Consider the following 22,630-nt stretch of genomic DNA (forward strand, 5'->3'; position numbering starts at 1 on the left):
CAGCGAGGCCGCGCACGCGGCGTCGAGCGCCACGCTCGGGCCGCGCAGGTCGAGCAGATGGGATACCCGGTTGGCGATGCCGCACAGCGACGTCCCGATGCCGGTCCACGCGTCGATGCCGGGCAGGTCCTCCATGATCAACTTGCCGTAGTCGTCGGAGTTGACGCCCATGAGCACGGCGGTGTCGCTGCCGGCGAGCTCCCGCGGTGAGACCCCGGCATGTTCGAGCGCCTCCCAGCTGACCTCCAGCGCCAGCCGCTGCTGCGGGTCCATCACCTCCGCCTCGCGAGGCGAGACCCCGAAGAACTCGGCGTCGAAGCCGGGCAGGTCGTCGAGGAACGTGCCCAGCCGGGTGACCTCGCGCAGCACCGCCGCGTTGCGCGGATCGCGTCGCAGATAGGGCTCCCAGCGCTCTTCCGGGACCTCGGTGACGTTGCTGCGTCCTTCGAGCAGGAAGTTCCAGAAAGCCGCCGGCGTGGTGACGTTTCCCGCGACGCGGCAGCCGATGCCGATGACGGCGATGGGTTCCGGCGTTGAGTTCTGTGATGCCATGTCAGCAGGACCCCGTCAGAAGGTAAGTCTGGATAGGCTTGCCTAAATACGCTGCCGACATGCGGACAATACTGGCACACGATCCGGAAAATGAGGGGTTCTACCCCGTACTCGGCTGTGAAGCACCTGTGAGGCTTCCCGAGGGCGATGACGTGCGGTTATCCCGGTCTACGCAGCTTTTGGGTCGAGTTCGTCGCCATCGCACACAGCCGCGGTCGGGTGTTAGCTCACTCACATGAGCGCGCACCACCCTCGATGAGGTACGGCGACAGCGTGCTCAGCTTCTCGCAGGTCTCCTCGAACTCACGGTCTGGGGTGGACTCGGCGATGATCCCGGCACCGGCCCGCAGCCAGGTGTGTCCGTCGGCTTCGTAGGCCGCCCGCAGGGCCAGGGCCGCGTCGAGGGAGCCGTCGGCGGAGAACATCGCCACCGCACCCGAGTACAACCCTCGGGGCAACTCGTCGTGGCGCAGGATGGCGTCGACCCCCTCGGCCTTGGGGATTCCCGACGCGGTCACCGCCGGGAACAGCGCCTCCAGGGCGTCCATACGGTCCATCGACGGGTCGAGGCGGGCACCGACGGTGGAGCCCAGGTGCTGCACGCTGCCGCGCTCCCGAATCGTCATGAAGTCGGTGACGGTCGCCGTGCCCGGCTCGGCGACTTCCGCGATCTCTTTGAGCGAACTGCGCACGGATATCGCGTGTTCGACGATTTCCTTGGAGTTCGACTCAAGATCGTCGCGCGCCGCCCGATCGTCGGCGGCGCCGCGACCGAAGGCACGGGTTCCGGCCAGCGGCTCGGTCACCACCAGCCCGTCCCCGTGCACGGCGGCAACAAGCTCGGGGCTGTACCCGAGTGCGCGTAGCGGACCGAGCCGCAACAGGAACGACCGGGCCGGGTTGTTGTGGCGTCGCCCCAGCCGGTAGGTCGACGGGAAGTCCAGGGAGAACGGTACGTCGAAGCGTCGCGACAGGATCACCTTCTGATAGGCACCGGCGCCGATCTCGTCGATCGCGGACGCGACCCGGTCTCGGTAGGAACTACCGTCCTGCCGGACGTCGACGGGGCGGGGGGCGGCCGTGGACGGGACGCCCTCGGCGATCAAGCGCCGCACGGCATCGTGTTCATGCCCACCGCCGCCGCGCACGGTGACTCGTTCCGCGGTGACCTCGATCTGCACCGCCGGGGCGAAGACGCGGGCCAATGGCGTCCCTGGCGCCAACCGGCCCTCGAGGCCGAACTTGTAGGCACCGAATTCGAATGCGACCCAACCGAATGCGGTGTCGGCGCCGGTTTCGGCGAGCATCCGGTCCACCGCTTGGCCGAGTACGACACCGGGCCTGCCGGTCCACGGACGGTGGGCCGTCACGGCCCCGTCGACGGTGAGCCGCAGTTCGTCACTGTCCAGCTCCACGCCGGACCGCGGGCCGGAGGCCAGGAACCATCGGTTGGCCCGCTCGTACACGACGTAGTCGGCGCCGTCGGCCTCGGACAATTCGCGCGCGATCTCGGCAACCAGGTCGGCGGGGCCGATCGCGCCGTCACCCGCGGGCAGCTCGAACGAGACGAGCGCGGCCGAAGCATTGCAGTCAGCTTGGTCGTTCCTTGTGAGCATTCGCCAAAGCGTAGGCCTGCTGGTTGCATTGCACAGACCTACGTATCTACTACGGAATCAACAACTTCCGCACCGAATGCGCACACCGGGCCAACAGCTGGCTCACAGGATCCCCACAGGAACCTCGGTGGTTCGCCTGCTAGGCGAGCAGATCTCGCACGACGCCGTCGGCGAGCAGACGACCACGGTCGGTCAGGACAAGGGATGACTGCCGCGAGACGAGAAGGCCTTCACCACAGAGAGTTTCCGCCCGGTCCCGTTCGCCGTCATCGAGCAGGGCCACCGGAAGCCCGTCGCGGAGCCTGACCCGCAACATCACTTCCTCGACGTGCCGGTCGGTTTCGCCCAGCTCCTCGAAATCGGCTATGGGTAACCGATTTTCGCCGACCTTCTGCGCATATGTGTTGGGATGCTTGACATTCCACCAGCGGGTGGAGCCGAGAAATCCGTGTGCCCCCGGCCCGGCGCCCCACCATTCGCCACCGTTCCAGTAGCCCAGATTGTGCCGGCACTCCCCGCCATCGCGGCTCCAGTTCGACACCTCGTACCAGTGCAGGCCGGCCGCCGACAGCCGGCTGTCGAGCAGTTCGTAGCGCCGCGCGAGCACGTCGTCGTCGGGGCGCGCGATCTCGCCGCGGCGCACCTTCCTGGCCAGCGCCGTGCCGTCCTCGACGATCAGCGAGTAGGCGGACACATGGTCCACACCCGCGTCCAGTGCGACGTCGATCGAGCGCCGCAGATCGTCGTCGGTCTCCCCCGGCGTGCCGTAGATGAGGTCGATGTTGACGTGCTCGAAGCCGGCGGCCATCGCCTCCACCGCCGCGGCAGGCGCTCGGCCCGGTGAATGTTTGCGGTCCAGCACCGCCAGCACCTGCGGCGCAGCGGACTGCATCCCGAGCGACACCCGGGTGTAGCCGGCCTCGCGCAGCGTCGCGAACATCTCCGGTGACGTGGACTCCGGGTTGGCCTCCGTGGTCACCTCGGCCTCGACCGCCAGCTCGAAGTTGTCCCGGACCGCTCCCAGCACCGCCGCCAGGCCGGCCCCGCCCAACAGCGACGGTGTGCCGCCGCCCACGAACACCGTCTGCACGGGCACCGAACCGACCCGCTCGGCGGCCAGCCGCAGTTCGACGCGCAAGGCGGCCAGCCAGCCGTCGGGGGTGGCACCCCCGGGCGGGCCCAGGAGGTCACCGGAGCCCAGCTCAGACGCGGTGTAGGTGTTGAAATCGCAGTATCCGCACCGGGTGGCACAGAACGGCACGTGGATGTAGATGCCGAACGCGCCGTCGCCACGGCGGGCCAACTCGGGCCGGCCGGCGGGTGCGGTGCGGGTGTTCACGGTTTTGATTTTCCCAGACTGTCCAGCGGCGACTTTTGCTCACCGTGAACACAAATATGGCCCGGTTAGGGCAGGTGACGACAATCGTGGCACAATGGCGGGCGTGACTGCCGCCCACAACAGCACCACCCGCATTCAGCTGGTGGCCCGTCGGCATGTCGATTTCAAGCGCGTCTGTAGCTGTTGCTGTCTGCCTTGATCCTGCGTTGATTTCGGACCCCGCCCGCCCCATAGTTTCAGCTGGCACCGGATCTGCGCCGCCGGGACAGCCACCGGTGATCTGCGCGGTCTGAACGCCAGCTCCTTTGCGAAGGAGCACAACAGTGACAACCCCCGAGGCCCCAGCCAAGGTCGAACGACCCGCCAAGCGCCCCCGCGACGAAGGCCAGTGGGCGCTGGGCAGCCGCGACCCGCTCAACCACAACGAGCAGTTCAAGCAGGAGGACGACGCACTCAACGTGCGGGATCGCATCCTCAACGTCTACTCGCGCGACGGCTTTGCCAGCATCGCCAAGGACGACCTGCGCGGCCGGTTCCGGTGGATGGGCCTGTACACCCAGCGCACCGAGGGCTACGACGGCACCTTCACCGGTGACGACAATGCCGACCTGCTCGAGGCCGAGTACTTCATGATGCGGGTGCGCACCGACGGCAAGGCGCTCTCGGCCCAGGCCGTCCGCACCCTCGGCCAGATCTCGGTCGATTTCGCCCGCGACAGCGCCGACATCACCGACCGCGAGAACCTGCAGTACCACTGGCTGCGCATCGAGGACATCCCCGAGGTGTGGCGCCGCCTCGACGAGGTCGGGCTGCAGACCATGGAGGCCTGCGGCGACTGCCCGCGTGGCATGCTCGGCTCCCCGCTGGCCGGCGATTCGCTGGTCGAGGTGCTCGACGCGACGCCCGCGCTCAAAGAGATCGAACGCCTCTACATCGGCAACCCGGAGTTCTCCAACCTGCCGCGCAAGTTCAAGACGGCGATCTCGGGGCTGCAGGACGTGGCCCACGAGATCAACGACGTGTCGTTCATCGGCGTCAACCACCCCGAGCACGGGCCCGGCCTGGATCTGTGGGTGGGCGGTGGTCTGTCGACCAACCCGATGCTGGCGCAGCGCGTCGGGGTGTGGGTGCCACTGGAAGAGGTCGCCGAGGTGTGGGCGGGCGTGGTCGGGATCTTCCGGGACTACGGCTACCGCAGGCTCCGCTCGAAGGCGCGGCTGAAGTTCCTGATCAAGGACTGGGGCACCGAGAAGTTCAGGGAAGTGCTCGAAACGGAGTACCTGCACCGCAAGCTGCACGACGGTCCGGCACCCGAGCAGGTGCCGCACACCGTGGACCATGTCGGCGTGCAGAAGATCCGCAACGGCCTCAACGCCGTCGGCGTCTCGGCGATCGCCGGGCGCGTCTCGGGCACCATCTTGACCAAGGTCGCCGATCTGATGGAGGCCGCCGGTTCGGACCGCGCGCGCCTGACCGCCTACCAGAAGCTGATCATCCTCGACGTGCCCGACGAGAAGCTGGCGGAGCTCAGGGCGGGCCTGGACGCGCTCGGCCTGCAGTCGCAGCCGTCGCACTGGCGCCAGAACCTGATGGCCTGCACCGGTATCGAGTACTGCAAGCTGAGCTTCGCCGACACCCGTGGCCGGGCTCAGCATCTGGTTCCCGAGCTGGAGGCCCGGCTCGGTGACCTCAACGCCGAGCTGGACGTGCCGGTCACCGTGAACATCAACGGCTGCCCCAACTCGTGCGCCCGCATCCAGGTCGCCGACATCGGTTTCAAGGGCCAGATGGTGGACGACGGCAACGGCCCCGAGGAGGGCTTCCAGGTCCACCTCGGCGGCAGCCTCGGCCTCGACAGCGGATTCGGACGCAAGCTGCGCCAGCACAAGGTGCTGGCCACCGAGCTCGGTGACTACATCGAGCGGGTCGTCCGCAACTTTGTGAAACAACGCGAGGGCAACGAGCGTTTCGCCCAGTGGGCCGTTCGGGCCGACGAGGCGGACTTGAGGTAGACGACGAGATGAGCACTTTGACTGAAGCGGAATTGAAGGAACTGGCCGAGCAGGGCGCGGCCGAGCTGGCCGATGCCGGCGCCGAGGAACTGCTGCGCTGGACCGACGAGCACTTCGGCGGCAATTACGTAGTGGCGTCCAACATGCAGGACGCCGTGCTGGTCGAGATGGCGGCCAAGGTGCGCCCCGGCGTCGACGTGCTGTTCCTGGACACCGGTTACCACTTCGCCGAGACCATCGGCACGCGGGACGCCGTGGAGCAGGTGTACGGCGTCAACGTGGTGAACGTCCGTCCCGAGCACACCGTCGCCCAGCAGGACGAGCTGCTCGGCAAGGATCTGTTCGCCCGCGATGCCGGCCAGTGCTGCAAGCTGCGCAAGGTCGAGCCGCTGGGCAAGGCGCTGGCGGGCTACACCGCCTGGGTCACCGGTATCCGCCGGGTCGAGGCGCCGACCCGGGCCAACGCCCCGTTGATCAGCTGGGACGCCGCCTTCGGGCTGGTGAAGATCAACCCGATCGCCGCCTGGTCCGACGAGGACATGCAGGCCTACATCGAGGCCAACGACATCCTGGTCAATCCCCTCGTCTACGACGGCTACCCGTCGATCGGATGCGCGCCGTGCACCAGCAAGCCGGCCGAAGGCGCCGATCCGCGCAGCGGACGGTGGGCCGGGCAGGCCAAGACGGAGTGCGGGCTGCACGCCTCGTGAGGCACGTGAGGTATCTGTGACGCTCGTTCTCACCGCACACGGCAGCGCGGATCCGCGCTCGTCGGCCAACGCGCATGCCATCGGCGGTCATCTACGCCGGTTGCTGCCCGATACCGAGGTGCGGGTCGCGTTCTGCGAGCAGAACGCACCCAATCTCACCGAGGTGCTGCCCGAGGTCGAGCCCGGCGCGGTGGTGGTACCGCTACTGCTGGGCAGTGCCTACCACGCCAGGATCGACATCCCCGAGCTGATCGCCGACTCCGGCGCCACGGTGACCCAGGCCGACGTGCTCGGCGATGACCCGCGCCTGCTCCAGGTGGTGCGGGAACGGCTGACCGCGGTGGGGGTATCCCGGTTCGACGCCGACCTGGGCGTGATCCTGGTCGGCGTGGGCTCGTCGCATCCGGCGGCCAACGCACGCACCGCCGCCCTGACCGGGGCACTGGCCGAGGGCACCCGCTGGGCCGGTGCCGAGGTGGCCTTCGCCACAGGCCAAACCCCCGGCCTGTCGGATGCCGTCGAGCGCCTCCATCAGCGCGGCGCCCGCCGCCTGGTGATCGCGCCCTGGTTCCTGGCGCATGGCCGCATCACCGACCGCGTCGCCGAATTCGCTTGCACTGCAGGCATTCCGATGGCCGAACCACTGGGGCCGCACCGACTGGTGGCGGCCACGGTCCTGGATCGGTACGAGGAGGCAGTGGCCGCGCACAGCGCCGGCTTCGCCGCCTGACCCACCCTCGTCGAGGCACGACCAATGCCCCCGGGTACCCCCGGGGGCATTTTCGTGAGCTTGACTCATATACCCCTCGGGGTATAGTCGGTCCTATCGATATACCCCCGTAGGTATACAGAACCGTCCACCGAGGAGTCGAACAATGAAGTTCACCCAGTACTACCTGGACTGCCTGTCGCACGCGTCATACCTGATCGGCGACGAATCGTCCGGCCGCGCCGTGGTCGTCGACCCGCAGCGCGATGTGTCCGAGTACCTGGCCGATGCCGAACAGTTCGGCCTGCAGATCACCCACGTGATCGAGACCCATTTCCACGCCGACTTCCTGTCCGGCCACCTCGAGCTGGCCGAGGCCACCGGTGCCGACATCGTGTACTCGTCGGTGGCCCAGCCCGAGTTCGATCACCTGGGAGTCGAAGACGGCCAACGCATTTCACTGGGCGAGGTGGTGCTGGAGTTCCGCCACACCCCCGGCCACACGCCGGAGTCGATGAGCATCGTGGTCTACGAACGGGCCGAGGACACCGTCCCCTACGGTGTGCTGACCGGTGACACCCTGTTCATCGGTGACGTCGGCCGGCCGGATCTGCTGGCCTCGATCGGTTTCACCCGCGACGAGCTCGCCGACAAGCTCTATCACTCGCTGCAGGACAAGTTGCTGCCGCTGCCCGACGCCACCCGCGTCTTCCCGGCCCACGGTGCGGGGTCGGCCTGCGGCAAGAACCTGTCGACCGAGCTGTCGTCCACCATGGGTGAGCAGAAGCAGACCAACTACGCGCTGCGGGCCCCGGACAAGCAGACCTTCATCGAGCTCGTCACCGCCGGCCAGCCGCCCGCCCCGAGCTATTTCGTGTACGACGCGATTCTCAACCGCAAGGACCGTGCGTTGCTGGACGAGGAGGCGATGCCCGAGGTGCTCGACTACCGGCAGGCCACCGAGGCCGTCGCGAACGGCGCCATGCTGATCGACGGCCGCAGCCCGGAAGAGTTCGCGCTGGGTCACCTGCGCAACGCGATCAACATCGGCCTGGCCGGGCGCTACGCGGAGTTCGCCGGTTCGGTGGTCAAGCCCGACGCCGACATCGTCCTGGTCACCGCACCGGGCGAGGAACGCGAGGGCAAGAACCGGCTGGCCCGCATCGGTTTCGACCGGGTGCTGGGTTACCTCGACGATCCCGAGCGGACCATGTTCGAGCACGCCGAGGATGTGACGGTCGCCTCACGGTTGACCGCCACCGCCTTCGCCGAGCGGGCCGCAACGGTCGAGAACCTGCAGATCGTCGACGTGCGCAATCCCGGCGAGACCGAGGCGGGCATGATCCCCGGCGCGGTCAACATTCCCGTGGGACAACTGCCGGACCGCACGGGAGAACTGGATCCCACCCGCCCGACCGTGGTGTACTGCGCCGGCGGCTACCGCTCGTCGGTGGCGGCGAGTCTGCTGCGCCAGCGCGGCTTCACCGATGTCAGCGACATCCTCGGTGGCTATGGCGCATGGGTGTCCGGTATCCAAACCGTCTGAGAGACAGGAATACACAACGCATATGTCCAGCCCACGCAAGCATGAGGTCCTGATCATCGGCGGCGGCACGGCCGGGGTCACCGTGGCGTCCCGGCTGCTGCGCAAACGATTCACCGACGTCGCGGTCATCGAGCCGTCCGACAAGCACTACTACCAGCCGTTGTGGACACTGGTCGGCGGCGGGCAGGCCACCGCCGCCGAGACCGAGCGCGCCGAGTCGTCGGTGATGCCGCGCGGGGCCACCTGGATCAAGAGTGCCGTCACCGCCGTCGACCCGGACACCAACACCGTCACCTGTACCGACGGTGCGACGTACTCGTACGACGTGCTGGTCGTGGCCCCGGGCATCCAGCTCGACTGGGAGCGCACCGAGGGCCTGGTCGACACGCTGGGCAAGGACGGGGTGTCGTCCAACTACAGCTTCGATCTCGCCCCGCGAACCTGGGAATTCATCCGCAACACCCGCTCGGGCACCGCGGTGTTCACCATGCCGTCCGGGCCGATCAAGTGCGCCGGGGCGCCCCAGAAGATCGCCTACCTGGCCTGCGACCACTGGCGGCGCCAGGGTGTGCTCGACAACATCGACGTGCACCTGGTGGTCCCGACGCCGCGGATCTTCGGCATCCCCGCGATCGCCGACAATCTCGACAAGGTGATCGCCGACTACGGGATCCACCTGCACACCGGAAGCGAGGTGCGGTCGATCGACTCGGCGAGCCGCAAGGTGTCGGTGACCAATCTGACCGACGGCACCGAGACCACCCTGCCCTACGACGTGCTGCACGCGACGCCACACCAGTCCGCCCCGGACTGGATCAAGGCCAGCCCGCTGTCCACCAGTCATGTCGGCGGGGACGCCAACGGGTACGTCGACATCGACAAGCACACCATGCAGCACGTGCGCTACCCCAACGTGTTCGCCCTCGGTGACGCCGGATCGTCCCCGAATTCGAAAACCGGTGCGGCCATTCGCAAGCAGGCGCCCGCAGTGGTGGAGAACATCGCCGCGGTGCTCAGTGGACGCCCGTTGCCGGGCTCCTACGACGGCTATGCGTCATGCCCGATCGTCACCTCGTCGAACGAGATGCTGCTGGCCGAGTTCGACTACGACTTCGCGCTCAAACCCTCTTTCCCGGTACTCGATCCGGTCAAGCCGCACCGGCCGTACTGGTACCTCAAGAAGTACGGGCTGCCCGCCATGTACTGGAATCTCATGTTGAAAGGTCTGGCCTGATGCCCACCTCGTCGACCATCGATGCCGCCGCGCTGAACGAGCTCACACAGGCCGGCGCCGGCCCCCGGCTCATCGACGTCCGCACCCCCGCCGAGTTCGAAACCGCCCACATCCCAGGCGCTTACAACGTTCCGCTGGATCTGCTGCAGGAGCACCGGGATGAGATCGTCCGGCACCTCGACGAGAACATCGTGCTGGTGTGCCGCTCCGGGCAGCGGGCCGGCACCGCCGGACAGGCGCTGCATGATGCCGGCCTGCCGAACGTGCAGATCCTCGAAGGCGGCATGACCGCCTGGCAGAACCACGGATTCGGGGTGCGCCGCGGCGCACAGCGCTGGGACCTGGAGCGTCAGGTTCGCCTGGTGGCGGGTTCGATCGTGCTGAGCAGCGTGCTGGGCAGCATCGCCGTCCCCAAGCTGAAATGGGTGGCGGCCGCCATCGGCGCCGGGTTGTCCACCGCCGCCCTGACCAACACCTGCGCGATGGGCATGCTGCTGGCTCGGCTGCCCTACAACCGCGGCGCGACCTGCGACGCCCAGACCATCGTCGGACAGCTCGTCGGTTCCACGCCCACCGCCGAGGGCGCCTCGGCATGATCGCCCTCGCTGTCGCGCTGGCCGTCCTCGTCGGGATGTCGCTCGGACTCCTGGGCGGGGGCGGCTCGATCCTCACCGTTCCGCTGCTGGCCTATGTGGCCGGCATGGAGGCCAAGCAGGCGATCGCCACCTCGCTGCTGGTCGTGGGGGTCACCAGCGCGGTCAGCACCCTGTCGCATGCCCGCGCGGGTCATGTGCAGTGGCGCAGCGGCCTGATGTTCGGGGCGGCCGGCATGGCCGGGGCCTACCTGGGCGGCCTGCTCAGCTACGTCGTCCCCGGATCGGTGCTGCTGATCGCCTTCACCGTGGTCATGGTGGCCACCGGTATCGCGATGCTCCGACGGCGCGCCGCATGCGAACCGTCGGCACGCACGATGCCGATCGCCAAGACGGTCCGGACGGGCCTGGCGGTCGGATTGGTGACCGGGACCGTGGGCGCCGGCGGCGGATTCCTGGTGGTGCCCGCCCTGGCCCTGCTGGGTGGTCTGCCCATGCCCGTCGCGGTGGGGACGTCGCTGTTGGTGATCACGATGAACTCGGCGGCGGGTCTGGCGGGTCACGTCAGCACCGTGCCGATCGACTGGACGGTGGCCGGTGCGGTCACCGCCGCGGCGGTGCTGGGCAGCCTGCTCGGTGCCCGACTGACCACACGCATCGACCCCGGCGTGCTGCGCCGCGCCTTCGGCTGGTTCGTATTGCTCATGGCCGCGGTGATCCTCGGTGAGGAGCTGCACCCCGCCGTCGGGATCACCACGGCCGGTCTCGTCGTGCTCGCCGCGCTGAGCAGGGCCGGCTGCGCCCGGTTGGGCTGGTGTCCGTTGCGGTGGCTGTTCGGTCCGCCGGCCACCGCGACATGACCCCACTCACATACCCCCGCGGGTACCATTCCCGCCATCTACTCCAGTCAAGGGAGACGCCGTGATCTGCGACGAAGAATCGATTTCCGCCATCCTCAACCGGCTGCGCCGCGCCCAGGGCCAGCTCTCCGGTGTCATCGCCATGATCGAGCAGGGCCGCGACTGCAAGGACGTCGTGACCCAGCTCGCCGCGGTGTCCCGCGCGCTCGACCGTGCCGGGTTCAAGATCGTCGCGACCGGTCTGCGCGAGTGCATCACCGGTGAGAGCGATGAGACCATGGACGTCGCCGAGCTGGAGCGGCTGTTCCTGACGTTGGCCTGACCCGTCACCGGACGGGCAGCGCCTCGTCCTCGTCGTCGGCGGTGTCCGCGGAATCCTTGCCGCTCAGCGGAATCTGCACATCGCCGGCGATCTGCGGGACCCGCGTCGCCCGCACATAGACGGTGTCGCTCTCCTTCAGACCGAGCGCCTCGGCGTCGCCCCGGGTGATCTGGGCCGTGAACGGCACATGGGTTGCCGCGCTGGTCAACTCGACCCGCACCTCGAACCCGAGCATGACGATCCGGTCGATGGTGGCCCGCAGCACCCCGGTGGCCTCGGCGGTGCCGTCTCCCGCGGCGACCGCCAGCTCCGGGTTGCGTCCCACCCGGATGTCGTGCGGCCGCACCAGGATTCCGTTCAGCTCGGACACCGCACCGAGGAACGACATCACGAAGGCATTGGCCGGCTCGTCGTACACCTCGGTCGGTGAGCCGACCTGTTCGATGCGACCCTTGTTGAGCACGGCGATGCGATCCGCCACATCCAGCGCCTCGGCCTGGTCGTGGGTCACCAGCACCGTGGTGACATGCACCTCGTCGTGCAGCCGGCGCAGCCAGGTCCGCAGGTCGTCGCGCACCTTCGCGTCCAGCGCCCCGAACGGCTCGTCGAGCAGCAACACCTGCGGATCCACGGCCAGCGCCCGCGCCAGCGCCATACGCTGACGCTGGCCGCCGGAGAGCTGATTGGGATAGCGGGTCTGAAAACCGGCCAGCCCCACCACTTCCAGCAGATTGTCGACCTTCTCGGTCACCTCGGCCTTGGGACGCTTGCGGATCTTCAGGCCGAACGCCACGTTGTCGCGCACGGTCAGGTGCTTGAACGCCGCATAGTGCTGGAACACGAAGCCGATACCGCGGCGCTGCGGCGGGATACCGGTGACGTCGCGCCCGTTGATGGTGATGGTCCCGGTGTCGGGCTGGTCCAGGCCCGCGATGGCACGCAGCAGCGTCGACTTGCCCGAACCGCTGGGGCCCAGCAGCGCGGTCAACGACCCCGATGGCACCTCGAAGTCGATGTTGTCGAGCGCGGCGAAATCGCCGTAATGCTTGTTGGCGCCCCGAACCACGATCGCATCGGTCATAGCTCTATCTCCTTCTCAGGCCTACTCGGCGGCCTTGGTACGGCGTCGGTCGAGGAGCACCTGGACGACCAGGACGATCACGGCCACCACCATGAGCAACGTCGAGATCGCGTATGCCCCGTACACCGAGTCCGCCGTGCCGCGGTTGTAGCGGTCGGCCACCAGCAGGGTCAATGTCTGTGAGGTGCCGGCCAGGTTCGACGACACCATGATCACCGCGCCGAACTCGCCCAGCGTGCGGGCGATGGTCAGGACGATGCCGTAGGTCAGGCCCCACCGGATGGACGGCAGGGTGATCCGCCAGAAGGTCTGCCACCAGGTCGATCCCAGCGTCGCCGCGGCTTCCTCCTGGTCAGTGCCGATCTCGTGCAACACCGGTTCGACCTCACGGATGACGAACGGCACCGTGACGAAGATGCTGGCCAGCACGATGCCCGGGAAGCCGAAGATGATCTTGAGCCCGAGGTTGTTCTCGACGAAGCCGAACAGCCCGGCCGACCCCCACAGCAGGATCAGTGCGACACCGACCACCACCGGCGACACCGCGAACGGCAGGTCGATGACGGCCTGCAGCGCGCTCTTGCCGCGAAACCGGTTGCGCGCCAACACCAGGGCGGTGGGAACTCCGAACAGCACGTTGAGCGGCACCACGATCGCGACCACCAACAACGACAGCTGCAATGCCGAGATGGCCGCGGGCGTACCTACCGACGCGAAGAACGCGCCGAGGCCGGGACCGAAGGTGCGCCACAGGATCAGCCCGACCGGGACCACCACCAGCACCGCGATATAGGCCAGCGCCAGATACCGCAGTAGCAGCCGAACCCACGGTGACAATGTCATGCCGAGAGCTCCTCACGCTTGGCGGCCCGCGACCCCACCGCTCGCAGCACGAACAGCACCACGAACGAGATCAGCAACAGCACAATGGAGATCGCCGCCGCACCGGTTCGGTCGTCGTTCTCGATCAACGTCCGGATCCACTGCGAGGACACCTCGGTCTCGCCGGGCACCGCACCGCCGATGAGCACCACCGAGCCGAATTCGCCGATGGCCCGGGAGAAGGCGAGGCCGGCGCCGGACAGCAGGGCGGGCAGCAACGCGGGCAGGATGACCTTGACGAAGATCACCCGGTTGCTCGCGCCCAGGGACGCGGCCGCCTCCTCGGTCTCGCGGTCGAGCTCGAGCAGCACCGGCTGCACCGAGCGCACCACGAACGGCAGCGTGACGAACAGCAGCGCGATGCCGACACCCCACTTGGTGTGCTGCAGGTGCAGCCCGACCGGGCTGGCCGGGCCGTACAGCGCCAGCATCACCAGGCTGGCCACGATCGTCGGCAGCGCGAACGGCAGATCGATCACGGAATCGACCAGCCGTTTGCCCGGGAAGTCGTCGCGGGTCAGCACCCAGGCGACCAGCAGGCCGAAGAACAGGTTGACCAGGGTCACCCCGGCCGAGATGGTCAGCGTCACCCGGAACGAGTCCACCGCAGCGTTGGAGGTGACGGCCAGCCAGAAGGCGTTCCACCCGCCGCCGGCCGCCTGCCACACGATTGCCGCCAGCGGCAGCAACACGATGACGCTCAACCAGATCGAGGCCGCACCCACCCGCAGCGAGGTACTGCCGTAGCGGCCGGGCCGTGCGCCGGGGACCTGATCCCCCGGCGCGGGCGCTGCCGGATGAGGCTGGGCTGCATCGGCCTGAGTTACCGCTGTCATCCAGTCGCCTGCTTGTAGATCTTGGTGATCGACCCGTTCTCCTTGTCGAACAGTGCCGGGTCGACCTCGTCCCAGCCACCCAGATCGGCGATCGTCCACAGCTTCTCGGGCGTCGGGAAGTCCTTGGTGAAGTTCGCGGCCACCGCCGGGTCGACGGGACGGAATCCGGCCTCGGCCCACAGCTTCTGGCCTTCTGGGCTGAACAGGAAGTTCTCCAGCGCCTTGGCCTTGTCGGCGTGCGCGCTGGTCTTGACGACGGCGACCGGGTTCTCGATCTTGAACGTCTGCGGCGGGTTGACGTGCTCGACGGGCTTGCCCTGCCGCTCGACGTTGATCGCCTCGTTCTCGTAGCTGATCAACACGTCCCCGGTACCCTGCAGGAACACGTCGGTGGCCTCGCGGCCCGAACCGGGGCGGGTCTTGACGTGCTCGGAGACCAGCTTGTTGACGAAGTCGAGACCGGCCGCGGAATCCTTGCCGCCGTTGCTCTTTGCCGCGTACGGCGCCAGCAGGTTCCACTTGGCCGAGCCCGAGCTAAGCGGGCTCGGGGTGACCACTTCGAGGCCCGGCTGCAGCAGATCATCCCAATCCTTGATGCCCTTGGGGTTGCCCTTGCGCACCACCAATGACACCACAGAACCGAACGGGACGCCCTTGGTGTTGCCGGCATTCCAGTCGTCGGCCACCTTGTCTGCCTTGACCAGCCGGGTGACGTCGGGTTCCACGGAGAAGTTCACGATGTCGGCCGGCTTGCCGTCGACGACGGCCCGGGACTGGTCGCCGGAGGCGCCGTAGGACGTCCGCACCGCGACACCCTTGCCTTCCTCGGAGGCGGCGAAGGCCGGGATGATCTTGCTCCAGCCCGGCTCCGGCACCGCGTACGCGACCAGGGTCAGCGTGGTGTCGGCATCGGCGGCGCCGGCGTCGCCGCCGGGGACGTCGCTNGGGGACGTCGCTGGCGCCGCCACCGCAGCCGACGGCGAGCGCGCCGGTGGCGGCCAGGACGGTGGCGGTGCGCCAGAACTTGCGGAAGTTGAGATTGTTGACGGGCACTGAGGACCTTTCTTGCAGACGGCGGACATTGAGAGGTCCGTCATGCGGAAAGGCAAGGGAGGCGAGGGAGGCAAGGCGAGCATCCGGGCACAGAACCGCCACCGACACCAAACCGCGGACGGGTTGGAGTCAGCGACAACAGTCGACATCAGCAACAGCGCAAGAACCCACGGCGAGGAGCGCCAGGACATGGCTCTCCGTGCTGCCGGACGCTGCGTGCATGGCGCGAAGAATAACAGAATTCCGACGTCGCGCCCGCTGAGCGGAACGGTCCCGCCTCAGCGGGTCAGCAACCACATCACGATGACCAGGACCACCAGGATCACCAAGACCAACGTGACGCGTGAGCGCGGCATGCCGTTCACTCCGATTCCACCTCGTCGGCCGACGCGTGGCGCAGCCGGTGCAACCCGGTAGTTCCCCAGCCCAGGGCGCCGTCGAGCAGCACCGCGGTGCCGTAGGCCAGCGCCAGCACCACCGGCATCACCACCGCGGTCTGGACGACGAACGGCAGCCCGGTCAGCCACAGTTCGACGCCGTCCCACCAGTTCAGGATTGCCGTCATGGGGCAAGCGTAGGTGATCGGCGAAATCATCCCGTCACGCCAGTAACGTTCGACACGCGCGGTTCGGGTAGACGCCACCTGTATCCGCAGATGATGATGTGCGGATGGTTCTGCAACACACCGAGCCCACGGATGTCGTCGCGGCACTCGAGAAGAAACCTGTGGCGACCAAGACCGGTGACACGCCGTTGACGGTCACCGCCCCGGTGCCGTACTCGGCGAGCGGTGCCTTGCGGAACCCGTTCCCGCCGATCGCCGACTACGGTTTCCTGTCCGACTGCGAGAACACCTGCCTGATCTCCTCGGCCGGTTCGGTGGAGTGGCTGTGTGTCCCCCGGCCCGACTCCCCCAGCGTCTTCGGCGCCATCCTGGACCGCAGCGCCGGGCACTTCCGCCTCGGTCCGTACGGTGTGACGGTCCCCGCGGCGCGGCGCTACCTGCCCGGCAGCCTGATCCTGGAGACCACCTGGCAGACCCACACCGGCTGGCTGATCGTGCGCGACGCGCTGGTGATGGGCCCCTGGCACGACATCGAGACCCGCTCGCGCACCCACCGGCGCACCCCGATGGACTGGGATGCCGAGCACATCCTGCTGCGCACCGTGCGCTGCGTCAGCGGCACCGTGGAACTGGTGATGAACTGCGAGCCGGCGTTCGACTACCACCGGGTCAGCGCCTCGTGGGAGTACTCCGGCCCGGCCTATGGCGAGGCCATCGCCCGGGCCAGCCGCAACCCGGATTCACATCCGACGCTGCGGCTGACCACCAATCTGCGGATCGGGATCGAGGGCCGTGAGGCCCGCGCGCGCACCCGGCTCACCGAGGGCGACAACGTGTTCGTCGCACTCAGCTGGTCCAAGCACCCGGCGCCGCAGACCTACGACGAGGCCGCCGAGAAGATGTGGAAGACCAGCGAGTCCTGGCGGCAGTGGATCAACATCGGTGACTTCCCCGATCACCCGTGGCGGTCGTACCTGCAGCGCAGCGCGCTGACGTTGAAGGGGCTGACCTACTCGCCGACCGGCGCCCTGCTGGCCGCACCCACCACGTCGCTGCCGGAAACCCCGCACGGCGAACGCAACTGGGACTACCGCTATTCGTGGATCCGCGACTCCACGTTCGCGCTGTGGGGTCTGTACACCCTCGGCCTGGACCGGGAGGCCGACGATTTCTTCTCGTTCATCGCCGACGTGTCCGGTGCCAACAACGGCGAACGCCACCCGCTGCAGGTGATGTACGGCGTCGGTGGGGAACGCAGCCTGGTCGAAGAAGAGCTGCACCACCTGTCGGGCTACGACAACGCCAGGCCGGTGCGGATCGGCAACGGCGCCTACAACCAGATGCAGCACGACATCTGGGGCACCATGCTCGATTCGGTCTACCTGCACGCCAAGTCGCGCGAGCAGATTCCCGAGGCACTCTGGCCGGTGCTCAAGAACCAGGTCGAGGAGGCCATCAAGCATTGGAAGGAACCTGACCGCGGGATCTGGGAGGTGCGCGGCGAACCGCAGCACTTCACCTCCAGCAAGATCATGTGCTGGGTGGCGCTCGATCGCGGTTCCAAGCTGGCCGAACTGCAGGGCGAGAAGAGCTACGCGCAGCAGTGGCGCGCCACCGCCGAGGAGATCAAGGCCGACATACTGGCCCGCGGGGTGGATTCGCGCGGCGTGCTGACCCAGCGCTACAACGACGACGCGCTGGACGCGTCGCTGTTGCTCGCCGTGCTCACCCGGTTCCTGCCCTCCGACGATCCGCGGGTGCGGGCCACCGTGCTGGCGATCGCCGATGAACTCACCGAAGACGGGCTGGTGCTGCGTTACCGGGTCGAGGAGACCGACGACGGTCTGTCCGGCGAAGAGGGCACCTTCACCATCTGTTCGTTCTGGCTGGTGTCGGCGCTGGTCGAGATCGGTGAGGTGAGCCGGGCCAAACACCTGTTGGAGCGGCTGCTGTCGTTCGCCAGCCCACTGCACCTGTACGCCGAGGAGATCGAACCCCGCACCGGAAGGCACCTCGGCAACTTCCCGCAGGCGTTCACCCACCTGGCCCTGATCAACGCCGTGGTGCACGTGATCCGGGCCGAGGAGGAGTCCGACAGTTCCGGCGTGTTCCAGCCCGCGAACGCGCCGATGTAACCGGTCGGGCCCGGTCAGCTCCGCTCGGTGAGCGGTGACCGCGCCAGGATCCAGGCCTCGCCGTCCCCTTCGTGCGCCGCGACCGGCTCAAGGCCGGCGAATGCCGTCTCCAGTTCTCCCGCGGCGGCGCGGAATCGGCCGGGCTCCGCGCCGACCTCGCTGAGCACACACACGGCCAGCAGCCCGCCCGGACGCAGCCGGGCGGCCAGTGCCGGGTAGAGCCCGGGGTCACGGAAGCGATGGCACAGCACCACGTCGACCGGCGGCCCGTCCGGCAATCCGTCGTCGAGATCGGCCACCTCGAAACGGCACCGCCCGGACACACCGTGGTCCGCCGNTGGCCGCACGGGCCGGCGCGCACGTGATCGCCGCGGTCGGCAGCCCGGCGCGCGGTGAAGGCCTCGAAGAGCTCGGCGCGGCCGAGGTCGTGGTCGGGCTGAACACCGTGACCGAGCCGGTGTTCGGCGTGCTCGACAATGTCGGCGGCAAGCTCCTGGCCGAGGCTTTCAGCCTGGTGTCCGACGGCGGTTCGGTGCAGTCGATCGGCATGGCCTCCAACGAGCCCACGACGATCGACTTCGAGGCCGAACGGCGGCTGGGTAACCGGAAACGGTTGGAGCCGTTCACGGTTCGGGCACCGTTCCAGGCTGACCTGGACTATCTGCTGACGCTGCTGGCCGACGGTGAGCTCGATCCCCAGATCGGGCTGCGCGACACGTGGGACAACATCTCCGCTGCCGCGGCGGCCTTGTTGGGCCGCAAGGTCGCGGGCAAGGCGGTGTTGCGGGTCGCCTGACCCGCGGCCTAATTGCCCTGTCCCCCGCGGCCCCGGCTCGCCAGGTCGGCCACCGGATCCTTGCCGTTGACGAACCAGTCGCCGAGGATCCGCGCCTTGTAGACGACGGGATTGTGCGACGCCAACGTGCGGGCATTGCGCCAATGCCGGTCCAGGCCAAGCTCTTCGGACACCCCGGAGGCACCCAGGGCGTCGAACACCTTGGTGGTGGACCGCAGCGCCGAGCCGATGATGACCAGCTGTGCCTGCGCTACGGACACCTCGGCGTCGATCAGCAGTTCCCGGGCGTGGTCATCGCTGCCGGCCAGCCGGCCCGCGACGATCCGGTCCAGGGTGCGCGCACTCGATCCCAGCGCGGCCTCGGCGCCGAACGCCTCGGCCGAGATCTCCCCGATCACCTGCAACAGCTGGGCATCCTCGGCGGGCACCTCGGCCAGACCCTGTGGGTAGTTGCGGGTGCGCCGGCGCAGCGCGGCCAGTCCGTCGCGGTGCACCGCCTTGGTGATCCCGGTCAGCACGGCGAGCATCGCGATCTGATAGAAGTGGGCCTGATAGCCGAACCGCTCCGCGGCGGGAAACACATTGCCCGGCTCGGCGCGTGCACGGTCGTATCGCGCGGAGCCGCTGGCCGTGGTGCGCTGGCCGAATCCGCGCCAATCGTCGGTCAACGTGACGCCCGGATCGTCGGCTCGCACCAGTGCGGTCCACAGCTCACCGTCGTCACCGCGGCCCAGTACATCCAGCCAGTCGGCGTAAAGACTGCCTGTCGCATAGTATTTCGCTCCCGACACCAGCCAGTGGTCGTCCTGCGCGGTGACGGTGGTGGTCAGGTTCGCCAGGGTGACGTTGTTGGCCTCGGTCCAGCCGCCGCCGACGAACTCCCCCGCCAGGAAGCGCTTGATCCACGTGTTGTTGTCCTCGGTCACCGGCGCGTTGAGCCGGTCCTCGACGAATGCCAGGTGATTGCGCCAGATGTGGGCGACGTTGGCATCGGCCTGCCCGAGGTCGGCCAGCAGGAGGAAGGTCTGCTCCAGCGAGGCGCCGAACCCGCCCTGTTCCACGGGGATTCGCAGGGTGCCGAACCCGGCTTCGCCGAGCCAGCGCACCTGCTCGTGCGGGAACACCCGATCGCGTTCGCGGGCCACGTTGCCTTCGGCGATCCGCTCGAAGACCGGCTCGAACACCGCCCGTAGTTCGGCGTCGTATGCGGTCGGCCGCTTCAGGTGGGTGTTTGTCTTGCTCATCGGGAGCTCCCGTCGTTGTCGATGCGGTACGCGTACTGATCCCTGACCGCCACGTAACCCAGCCGGCGGTACAGCTCGTGCGCGTTGCTCGCGTTGTTGATGTCGGTGCCCAGTGACGCGACGGTGAACCCGCGCCGCAGCGCGGCCAGCCAGATCTTTCGCAGCAGTAGTTCACCGGTGCCGCGTGTTCTGAGATCTCGCCGCACGCCGATGTAATCGGTGTGGGCGCTGCGTTCCTGCTCGGCGCCGGCTCCGGTGGTGTAGGTCGAGCCCAGCACGTAACCGACGACCACCCCGGCGTCGTCGACCGCGGCGATACTGAAATCCGGGTTGAAGGCGCGGCTGCGGAGGTGGTGTTCCCAGCGCTGCGGGGTCTTCGACATGTTGCCGAAATGCTCACTGAACGTATCGAATTGCAGTTGCCGCACCTGTTCGGCGCAGCCGCCAGAGATCACCTCGGGCCAGGACAGGATCGTCAGGCCGTCGATGCGCGCGGCGTCCAGGGCCGCCGGATCCTCGCCGGACAACGGCTTACGGGTGGCAACGAACTGCCGCTCCCGCCGCGCACCCCGGCGAGCCAGCGCCTGGATCGCCGCGGGCTGGTCCGCACCGATATACACCCGTAGGTAGGCACCGGGCACAGCCACTCGGCGGAACACCTCGACGGTGTCGCCGACGACGGCGTCGACCGCGGCACTCGGCACCAGCGGTCCGAAGACGAAGGTTCCCAACACCTCCGGTTCGGCACCGTCGGGCCGGTGCAGTGCCGCGTACCCGAGCACGTCTGCCGGCTCGCCGCGCAGCACCACCGCCGATCCGGGGTACACCCCGTCGAATTGTTCGGCGACGTCGCGCGAATCGGCGGCGAACTTCCGTCCCGCCAGACCCGGCGTGGTGGCCAGAAAATCGGCGATGCGCGGAAAGTCATGGGCGGTGACCGGTTCGACTTTCCAGCCGGCGGCCGGCCGATGGTCGGTGAGCGTCATTTTCGCGCCTCACCGGACACGGCGGTGTCGGACTGCTCGAGCACCTCGCCGATCCCCTGGTCGGCCAGCCGTTGCTGCTCGGCCTCCGACAGGGTCTGGATGGTGCCGATGCGGGCGGCCACCTCGGGCCGGGTCCGCTTCAGGTACCAGTACCAGGACAGGCCGGCCAGCAAGATGCCGCCGAAGACGAAAGGCAGGATGTTGAACGGGAACTCGGGTACCGGATAGAAGTTGCTCACGATCACGTACCCGAGCCCGATCGTCGCCGCCACCGAGACCGCGAGCCGCAGCGGGGTCAGCGCGCCGATCTTGCGCAGCCAGATCGGCGTGGCGATGACCACCAGCAGGTAGCTCACCAGGAAGCCCCAGTTGGCCACATAGCCGCCGTAGACGTCGAACAGCAGCCGGCCGGCCGAGCTGAACGTCGCCACGACCGAGAACGTCAGGGCCAGGGCGCCGACGAAGAGCACACCGGCCCAGGGAGTCTTGTATTTCGCGTGCACCTTGGTGAAAACGTGGGGCAGCGCGCCTTCGTGGGCGAAGGTGAACAGCGAGCGGGCCGCGGCGGTGGTGACCGCGGTGACGAACACGATGAACGCGACCGCGACCGCGCCGCTGACGATCTGGTTCACCCATTCCACCCCGGCACTGCTGGCCAGCTGCGGCAGCACTGCCTTGTCACCGTCGATCTCACCGAAGTGCAGGATCTGCGGGTAGGTCGCGAAGATGTAGAGCGCGCCGATCAGCAGCACCACACGCAGCAGCGAGCGGGCGATGTTCCGGTGAGCGTCCTTGGCCTCGGCGCCGAGCGAGGCCACGCTCTCGAACCCGGCGTAGGACCCCACCGCGGTCACCGCCGCGATGAAGGTCGCGCTGGATCCGAGATGCTGCGGATTCCACTGTTCCCAGTCGACGCGGAACCCGTAGCCGATGTAGGAGGCCACGATGATCACCAGGATCGAGGCGATGGCCAGCAGCTCGAAGGCAAGTTCGTATTTGGCGGCCAGTGAGACCCCGCGATAGGGCAGATAGACCGCGATGCCGACCACGACGATCACCAGCAACAGCCGGAACCACACCGCTTGGGACCCGAGGCCGATCGACTCCAGGAAGGCATCGAGATACAAGACCCCGCCGAGGGTGCCCGTGGTGGCGAACCCGATGTAGCCGAACAGCAGGCTGAACCCCGCGGCGAACGCGAAGCCGGGGCCTAGTCCGTTGCCGGTGTACGTCCCCAACGATCCCGACGAGACCGTGCGTTTGGCCTGGAAGCTGATCGTGATGGCCACCAGCACCACGATGGACAGCCCGATCACCGCCGCCCACGCCGCGCCCTTGCCTGCCGCCACGAACAACGAGAACGGCACCACGGCCAGGGCCACGCTGGGCGCCGCGGCCGCCAGGCCCTGGGCGAACACGCCCCATGGGCCGAGCGCCCCGGATTCGAGCCCGGTCGATTCCGCGGCGATCAGGGTGCGTTGCCCCACTGGGGTCTTCGGTTCGTCTGTAGTAGTCACGGAAATGTCCCTTTCTGACCGCGACGCCTCCCGCGGTGTGTA

The 22,630-nt window shown here is 68.0% G+C and carries 21 protein-coding genes and 3 pseudogenes; 11 read left to right on the forward strand and 13 right to left on the reverse strand.

The annotated features are described in order from the left end of the window. The 3 genes from BN4332_RS09770 to hemW form a co-directional block, all read right to left on the reverse strand. Nucleotides 1–552 (reverse strand): beta-ketoacyl [acyl carrier protein] synthase domain-containing protein (locus tag BN4332_RS09770; protein ID WP_200820286.1); only part of this gene is annotated, 552 nt, incomplete at its 3' end. A gap of 227 nt (nucleotides 553–779) precedes the next feature. Then, a complete protein-coding gene (locus tag BN4332_RS09775) occupies nucleotides 780–2,168 on the reverse strand; it encodes a salicylate synthase (RefSeq protein WP_084459227.1) in 1,389 nt (462 codons plus the stop codon). 139 nt (nucleotides 2,169–2,307) lie between these two features. Beyond that, the gene (gene hemW, locus BN4332_RS09780) at nucleotides 2,308–3,507 is read right to left on the reverse strand and encodes a radical SAM family heme chaperone HemW (protein ID WP_066898256.1); all 1,200 of its coding nucleotides are present in this window, start codon (nucleotides 3,505–3,507) and stop codon (nucleotides 2,308–2,310) included. Between the two features lie 94 nt (nucleotides 3,508–3,601). Between hemW and BN4332_RS35170 the strand changes: the two genes are divergently transcribed. From BN4332_RS35170 to BN4332_RS09820, 9 genes are all read left to right on the forward strand, one after another. Beyond that, nucleotides 3,602–3,706 (forward strand): Ms4527A family Cys-rich leader peptide, encoded by a 105-nt coding sequence (locus BN4332_RS35170; protein ID WP_353588717.1) that lies wholly within the window; start codon nucleotides 3,602–3,604, stop codon nucleotides 3,704–3,706. Between the two features lie 124 nt (nucleotides 3,707–3,830). Further along, on the forward strand, nucleotides 3,831–5,519 hold the full coding sequence (locus BN4332_RS09785) for a nitrite/sulfite reductase (protein WP_066898257.1): 1,689 nt from the start codon (nucleotides 3,831–3,833) through the stop codon (nucleotides 5,517–5,519). An 8-nt stretch (nucleotides 5,520–5,527) separates the two neighbouring features. Beyond that, nucleotides 5,528–6,229: a phosphoadenylyl-sulfate reductase gene (locus BN4332_RS09790; protein ID WP_066898258.1), complete on the forward strand. Its 702-nt coding sequence runs from the start codon at nucleotides 5,528–5,530 to the stop codon at nucleotides 6,227–6,229. A gap of 16 nt (nucleotides 6,230–6,245) precedes the next feature. Further along, nucleotides 6,246–6,959, forward strand: coding sequence for a sirohydrochlorin chelatase (locus BN4332_RS09795; protein ID WP_066898259.1), 714 nt, complete (start codon nucleotides 6,246–6,248; stop codon nucleotides 6,957–6,959). 145 nt (nucleotides 6,960–7,104) lie between these two features. After that, nucleotides 7,105–8,484, forward strand: coding sequence for an MBL fold metallo-hydrolase (locus tag BN4332_RS09800; protein WP_066898260.1), 1,380 nt, complete (start codon nucleotides 7,105–7,107; stop codon nucleotides 8,482–8,484). A 22-nt stretch (nucleotides 8,485–8,506) separates the two neighbouring features. Continuing rightward, nucleotides 8,507–9,718 (forward strand): NAD(P)/FAD-dependent oxidoreductase, encoded by a 1,212-nt coding sequence (locus BN4332_RS09805; protein WP_066898261.1) that lies wholly within the window; start codon nucleotides 8,507–8,509, stop codon nucleotides 9,716–9,718. Further along, nucleotides 9,718–10,314, forward strand: a complete 597-nt coding sequence (locus BN4332_RS09810) for a rhodanese-like domain-containing protein (protein ID WP_066898262.1) — start codon at nucleotides 9,718–9,720, stop codon at nucleotides 10,312–10,314. The genes BN4332_RS09805 and BN4332_RS09810 overlap by 1 nt, the downstream gene beginning before the upstream one ends. Beyond that, a complete protein-coding gene (locus BN4332_RS09815) occupies nucleotides 10,311–11,171 on the forward strand; it encodes a sulfite exporter TauE/SafE family protein (protein WP_066898263.1) in 861 nt (286 codons plus the stop codon). Before BN4332_RS09810 ends, BN4332_RS09815 begins: the two co-directional genes overlap by 4 nt. A gap of 61 nt (nucleotides 11,172–11,232) precedes the next feature. Next, nucleotides 11,233–11,493 (forward strand): metal-sensitive transcriptional regulator, encoded by a 261-nt coding sequence (locus BN4332_RS09820; RefSeq protein WP_066898264.1) that lies wholly within the window; start codon nucleotides 11,233–11,235, stop codon nucleotides 11,491–11,493. 4 nt (nucleotides 11,494–11,497) lie between these two features. Here the strand turns inward: BN4332_RS09820 and BN4332_RS09825 are convergent, their stop codons facing one another. The 6 genes and pseudogenes from BN4332_RS09825 to BN4332_RS09845 form a co-directional block, all read right to left on the reverse strand. Continuing rightward, on the reverse strand, nucleotides 11,498–12,574 hold the full coding sequence (locus tag BN4332_RS09825) for a sulfate/molybdate ABC transporter ATP-binding protein (protein WP_066898265.1): 1,077 nt from the start codon (nucleotides 12,572–12,574) through the stop codon (nucleotides 11,498–11,500). Between the two features lie 21 nt (nucleotides 12,575–12,595). Further along, complete coding sequence (gene cysW / locus BN4332_RS09830) at nucleotides 12,596–13,417, reverse strand: sulfate ABC transporter permease subunit CysW (protein ID WP_066898266.1); 822 nt, start codon at nucleotides 13,415–13,417, stop codon at nucleotides 12,596–12,598. Next, the gene (gene cysT / locus BN4332_RS09835) at nucleotides 13,414–14,292 is read right to left on the reverse strand and encodes a sulfate ABC transporter permease subunit CysT (RefSeq protein ID WP_066898267.1); all 879 of its coding nucleotides are present in this window, start codon (nucleotides 14,290–14,292) and stop codon (nucleotides 13,414–13,416) included. The genes cysW and cysT overlap by 4 nt, the downstream gene beginning before the upstream one ends. Then, nucleotides 14,289–15,345 (reverse strand): annotated as a pseudogene (locus BN4332_RS09840) (sulfate ABC transporter substrate-binding protein). Before BN4332_RS09840 ends, cysT begins: the two are co-directional and overlap by 4 nt. Nucleotides 15,346–15,474: 129 nt before the next feature. Beyond that, nucleotides 15,475–15,567: an Ms4533A family Cys-rich leader peptide gene (locus tag BN4332_RS35175; RefSeq protein WP_353961794.1), complete on the reverse strand. Its 93-nt coding sequence runs from the start codon at nucleotides 15,565–15,567 to the stop codon at nucleotides 15,475–15,477. 139 nt (nucleotides 15,568–15,706) lie between these two features. Further along, nucleotides 15,707–15,910 (reverse strand): hypothetical protein, encoded by a 204-nt coding sequence (locus BN4332_RS09845; RefSeq protein ID WP_066898277.1) that lies wholly within the window; start codon nucleotides 15,908–15,910, stop codon nucleotides 15,707–15,709. 104 nt (nucleotides 15,911–16,014) lie between these two features. Between BN4332_RS09845 and BN4332_RS09850 the strand changes: the two genes are divergently transcribed. Further along, nucleotides 16,015–18,045, forward strand: coding sequence for a glycoside hydrolase family 15 protein (locus BN4332_RS09850; RefSeq protein WP_066898278.1), 2,031 nt, complete (start codon nucleotides 16,015–16,017; stop codon nucleotides 18,043–18,045). 14 nt (nucleotides 18,046–18,059) lie between these two features. Here BN4332_RS09850 and BN4332_RS09855 read toward each other — a convergent pair. Further along, nucleotides 18,060–18,374, reverse strand: a pseudogene (locus BN4332_RS09855) (class I SAM-dependent methyltransferase); the annotation flags it as partial. A gap of 11 nt (nucleotides 18,375–18,385) precedes the next feature. Here BN4332_RS09855 and BN4332_RS09860 point away from each other — a divergent pair. Next, nucleotides 18,386–18,841, forward strand: a pseudogene (locus BN4332_RS09860) (zinc-binding dehydrogenase); the annotation flags it as partial. A gap of 8 nt (nucleotides 18,842–18,849) precedes the next feature. Here BN4332_RS09860 and BN4332_RS09865 read toward each other — a convergent pair. Genes BN4332_RS09865 through BN4332_RS09875 form a run of 3 tightly spaced genes read right to left on the reverse strand, consistent with a single transcriptional unit; the run spans nucleotide 18,850 to nucleotide 22,588 of the window. Then, nucleotides 18,850–20,085 (reverse strand): acyl-CoA dehydrogenase family protein, encoded by a 1,236-nt coding sequence (locus BN4332_RS09865; RefSeq protein WP_066898268.1) that lies wholly within the window; start codon nucleotides 20,083–20,085, stop codon nucleotides 18,850–18,852. After that, nucleotides 20,082–21,071, reverse strand: coding sequence for a GNAT family N-acetyltransferase (locus BN4332_RS09870; RefSeq protein WP_066898269.1), 990 nt, complete (start codon nucleotides 21,069–21,071; stop codon nucleotides 20,082–20,084). The genes BN4332_RS09865 and BN4332_RS09870 overlap by 4 nt, the downstream gene beginning before the upstream one ends. Beyond that, entirely contained in the window at nucleotides 21,068–22,588 is a 1,521-nt protein-coding gene (locus BN4332_RS09875; RefSeq protein ID WP_066898270.1) for an APC family permease, read from the reverse strand. The genes BN4332_RS09870 and BN4332_RS09875 overlap by 4 nt, the downstream gene beginning before the upstream one ends. Nucleotides 22,589–22,630 lie beyond the last annotated feature (42 nt).

Source organism: Mycolicibacterium houstonense, from assembly GCF_900078665.2.
GTDB classification, from domain to species: domain Bacteria; phylum Actinomycetota; class Actinomycetes; order Mycobacteriales; family Mycobacteriaceae; genus Mycobacterium; species Mycobacterium houstonense.

Excerpts from the sequence above, each read along its gene's own strand:
- BN4332_RS09775 (WP_084459227.1), bottom strand. The coding sequence starts at position 2,168 with ATGCTCACAAGGAACGACCAAGCTGACTGCAATGCTTCGGCCGCGCTC.
- BN4332_RS35170 (WP_353588717.1), top strand. The coding sequence starts at position 3,602 with ATGGCGGGCGTGACTGCCGCCCACAACAGCACCACCCGCATTCAGCTG.
- BN4332_RS09790 (WP_066898258.1), top strand. The coding sequence starts at position 5,528 with ATGAGCACTTTGACTGAAGCGGAATTGAAGGAACTGGCCGAGCAGGGC.
- BN4332_RS09800 (WP_066898260.1), top strand. The coding sequence starts at position 7,105 with ATGAAGTTCACCCAGTACTACCTGGACTGCCTGTCGCACGCGTCATAC.
- BN4332_RS09805 (WP_066898261.1), top strand. The coding sequence starts at position 8,507 with ATGTCCAGCCCACGCAAGCATGAGGTCCTGATCATCGGCGGCGGCACG.
- BN4332_RS09810 (WP_066898262.1), top strand. The coding sequence starts at position 9,718 with ATGCCCACCTCGTCGACCATCGATGCCGCCGCGCTGAACGAGCTCACA.
- BN4332_RS09815 (WP_066898263.1), top strand. The coding sequence starts at position 10,311 with ATGATCGCCCTCGCTGTCGCGCTGGCCGTCCTCGTCGGGATGTCGCTC.
- BN4332_RS09825 (WP_066898265.1), bottom strand. The coding sequence starts at position 12,574 with ATGACCGATGCGATCGTGGTTCGGGGCGCCAACAAGCATTACGGCGAT.
- cysW (WP_066898266.1), bottom strand. The coding sequence starts at position 13,417 with ATGACATTGTCACCGTGGGTTCGGCTGCTACTGCGGTATCTGGCGCTG.
- cysT (WP_066898267.1), bottom strand. The coding sequence starts at position 14,292 with ATGACAGCGGTAACTCAGGCCGATGCAGCCCAGCCTCATCCGGCAGCG.
- BN4332_RS35175 (WP_353961794.1), bottom strand. The coding sequence starts at position 15,567 with ATGCACGCAGCGTCCGGCAGCACGGAGAGCCATGTCCTGGCGCTCCTC.
- BN4332_RS09845 (WP_066898277.1), bottom strand. The coding sequence starts at position 15,910 with ATGACGGCAATCCTGAACTGGTGGGACGGCGTCGAACTGTGGCTGACC.
- BN4332_RS09850 (WP_066898278.1), top strand. The coding sequence starts at position 16,015 with ATGGTTCTGCAACACACCGAGCCCACGGATGTCGTCGCGGCACTCGAG.
- BN4332_RS09865 (WP_066898268.1), bottom strand. The coding sequence starts at position 20,085 with ATGAGCAAGACAAACACCCACCTGAAGCGGCCGACCGCATACGACGCC.
- BN4332_RS09870 (WP_066898269.1), bottom strand. The coding sequence starts at position 21,071 with ATGACGCTCACCGACCATCGGCCGGCCGCCGGCTGGAAAGTCGAACCG.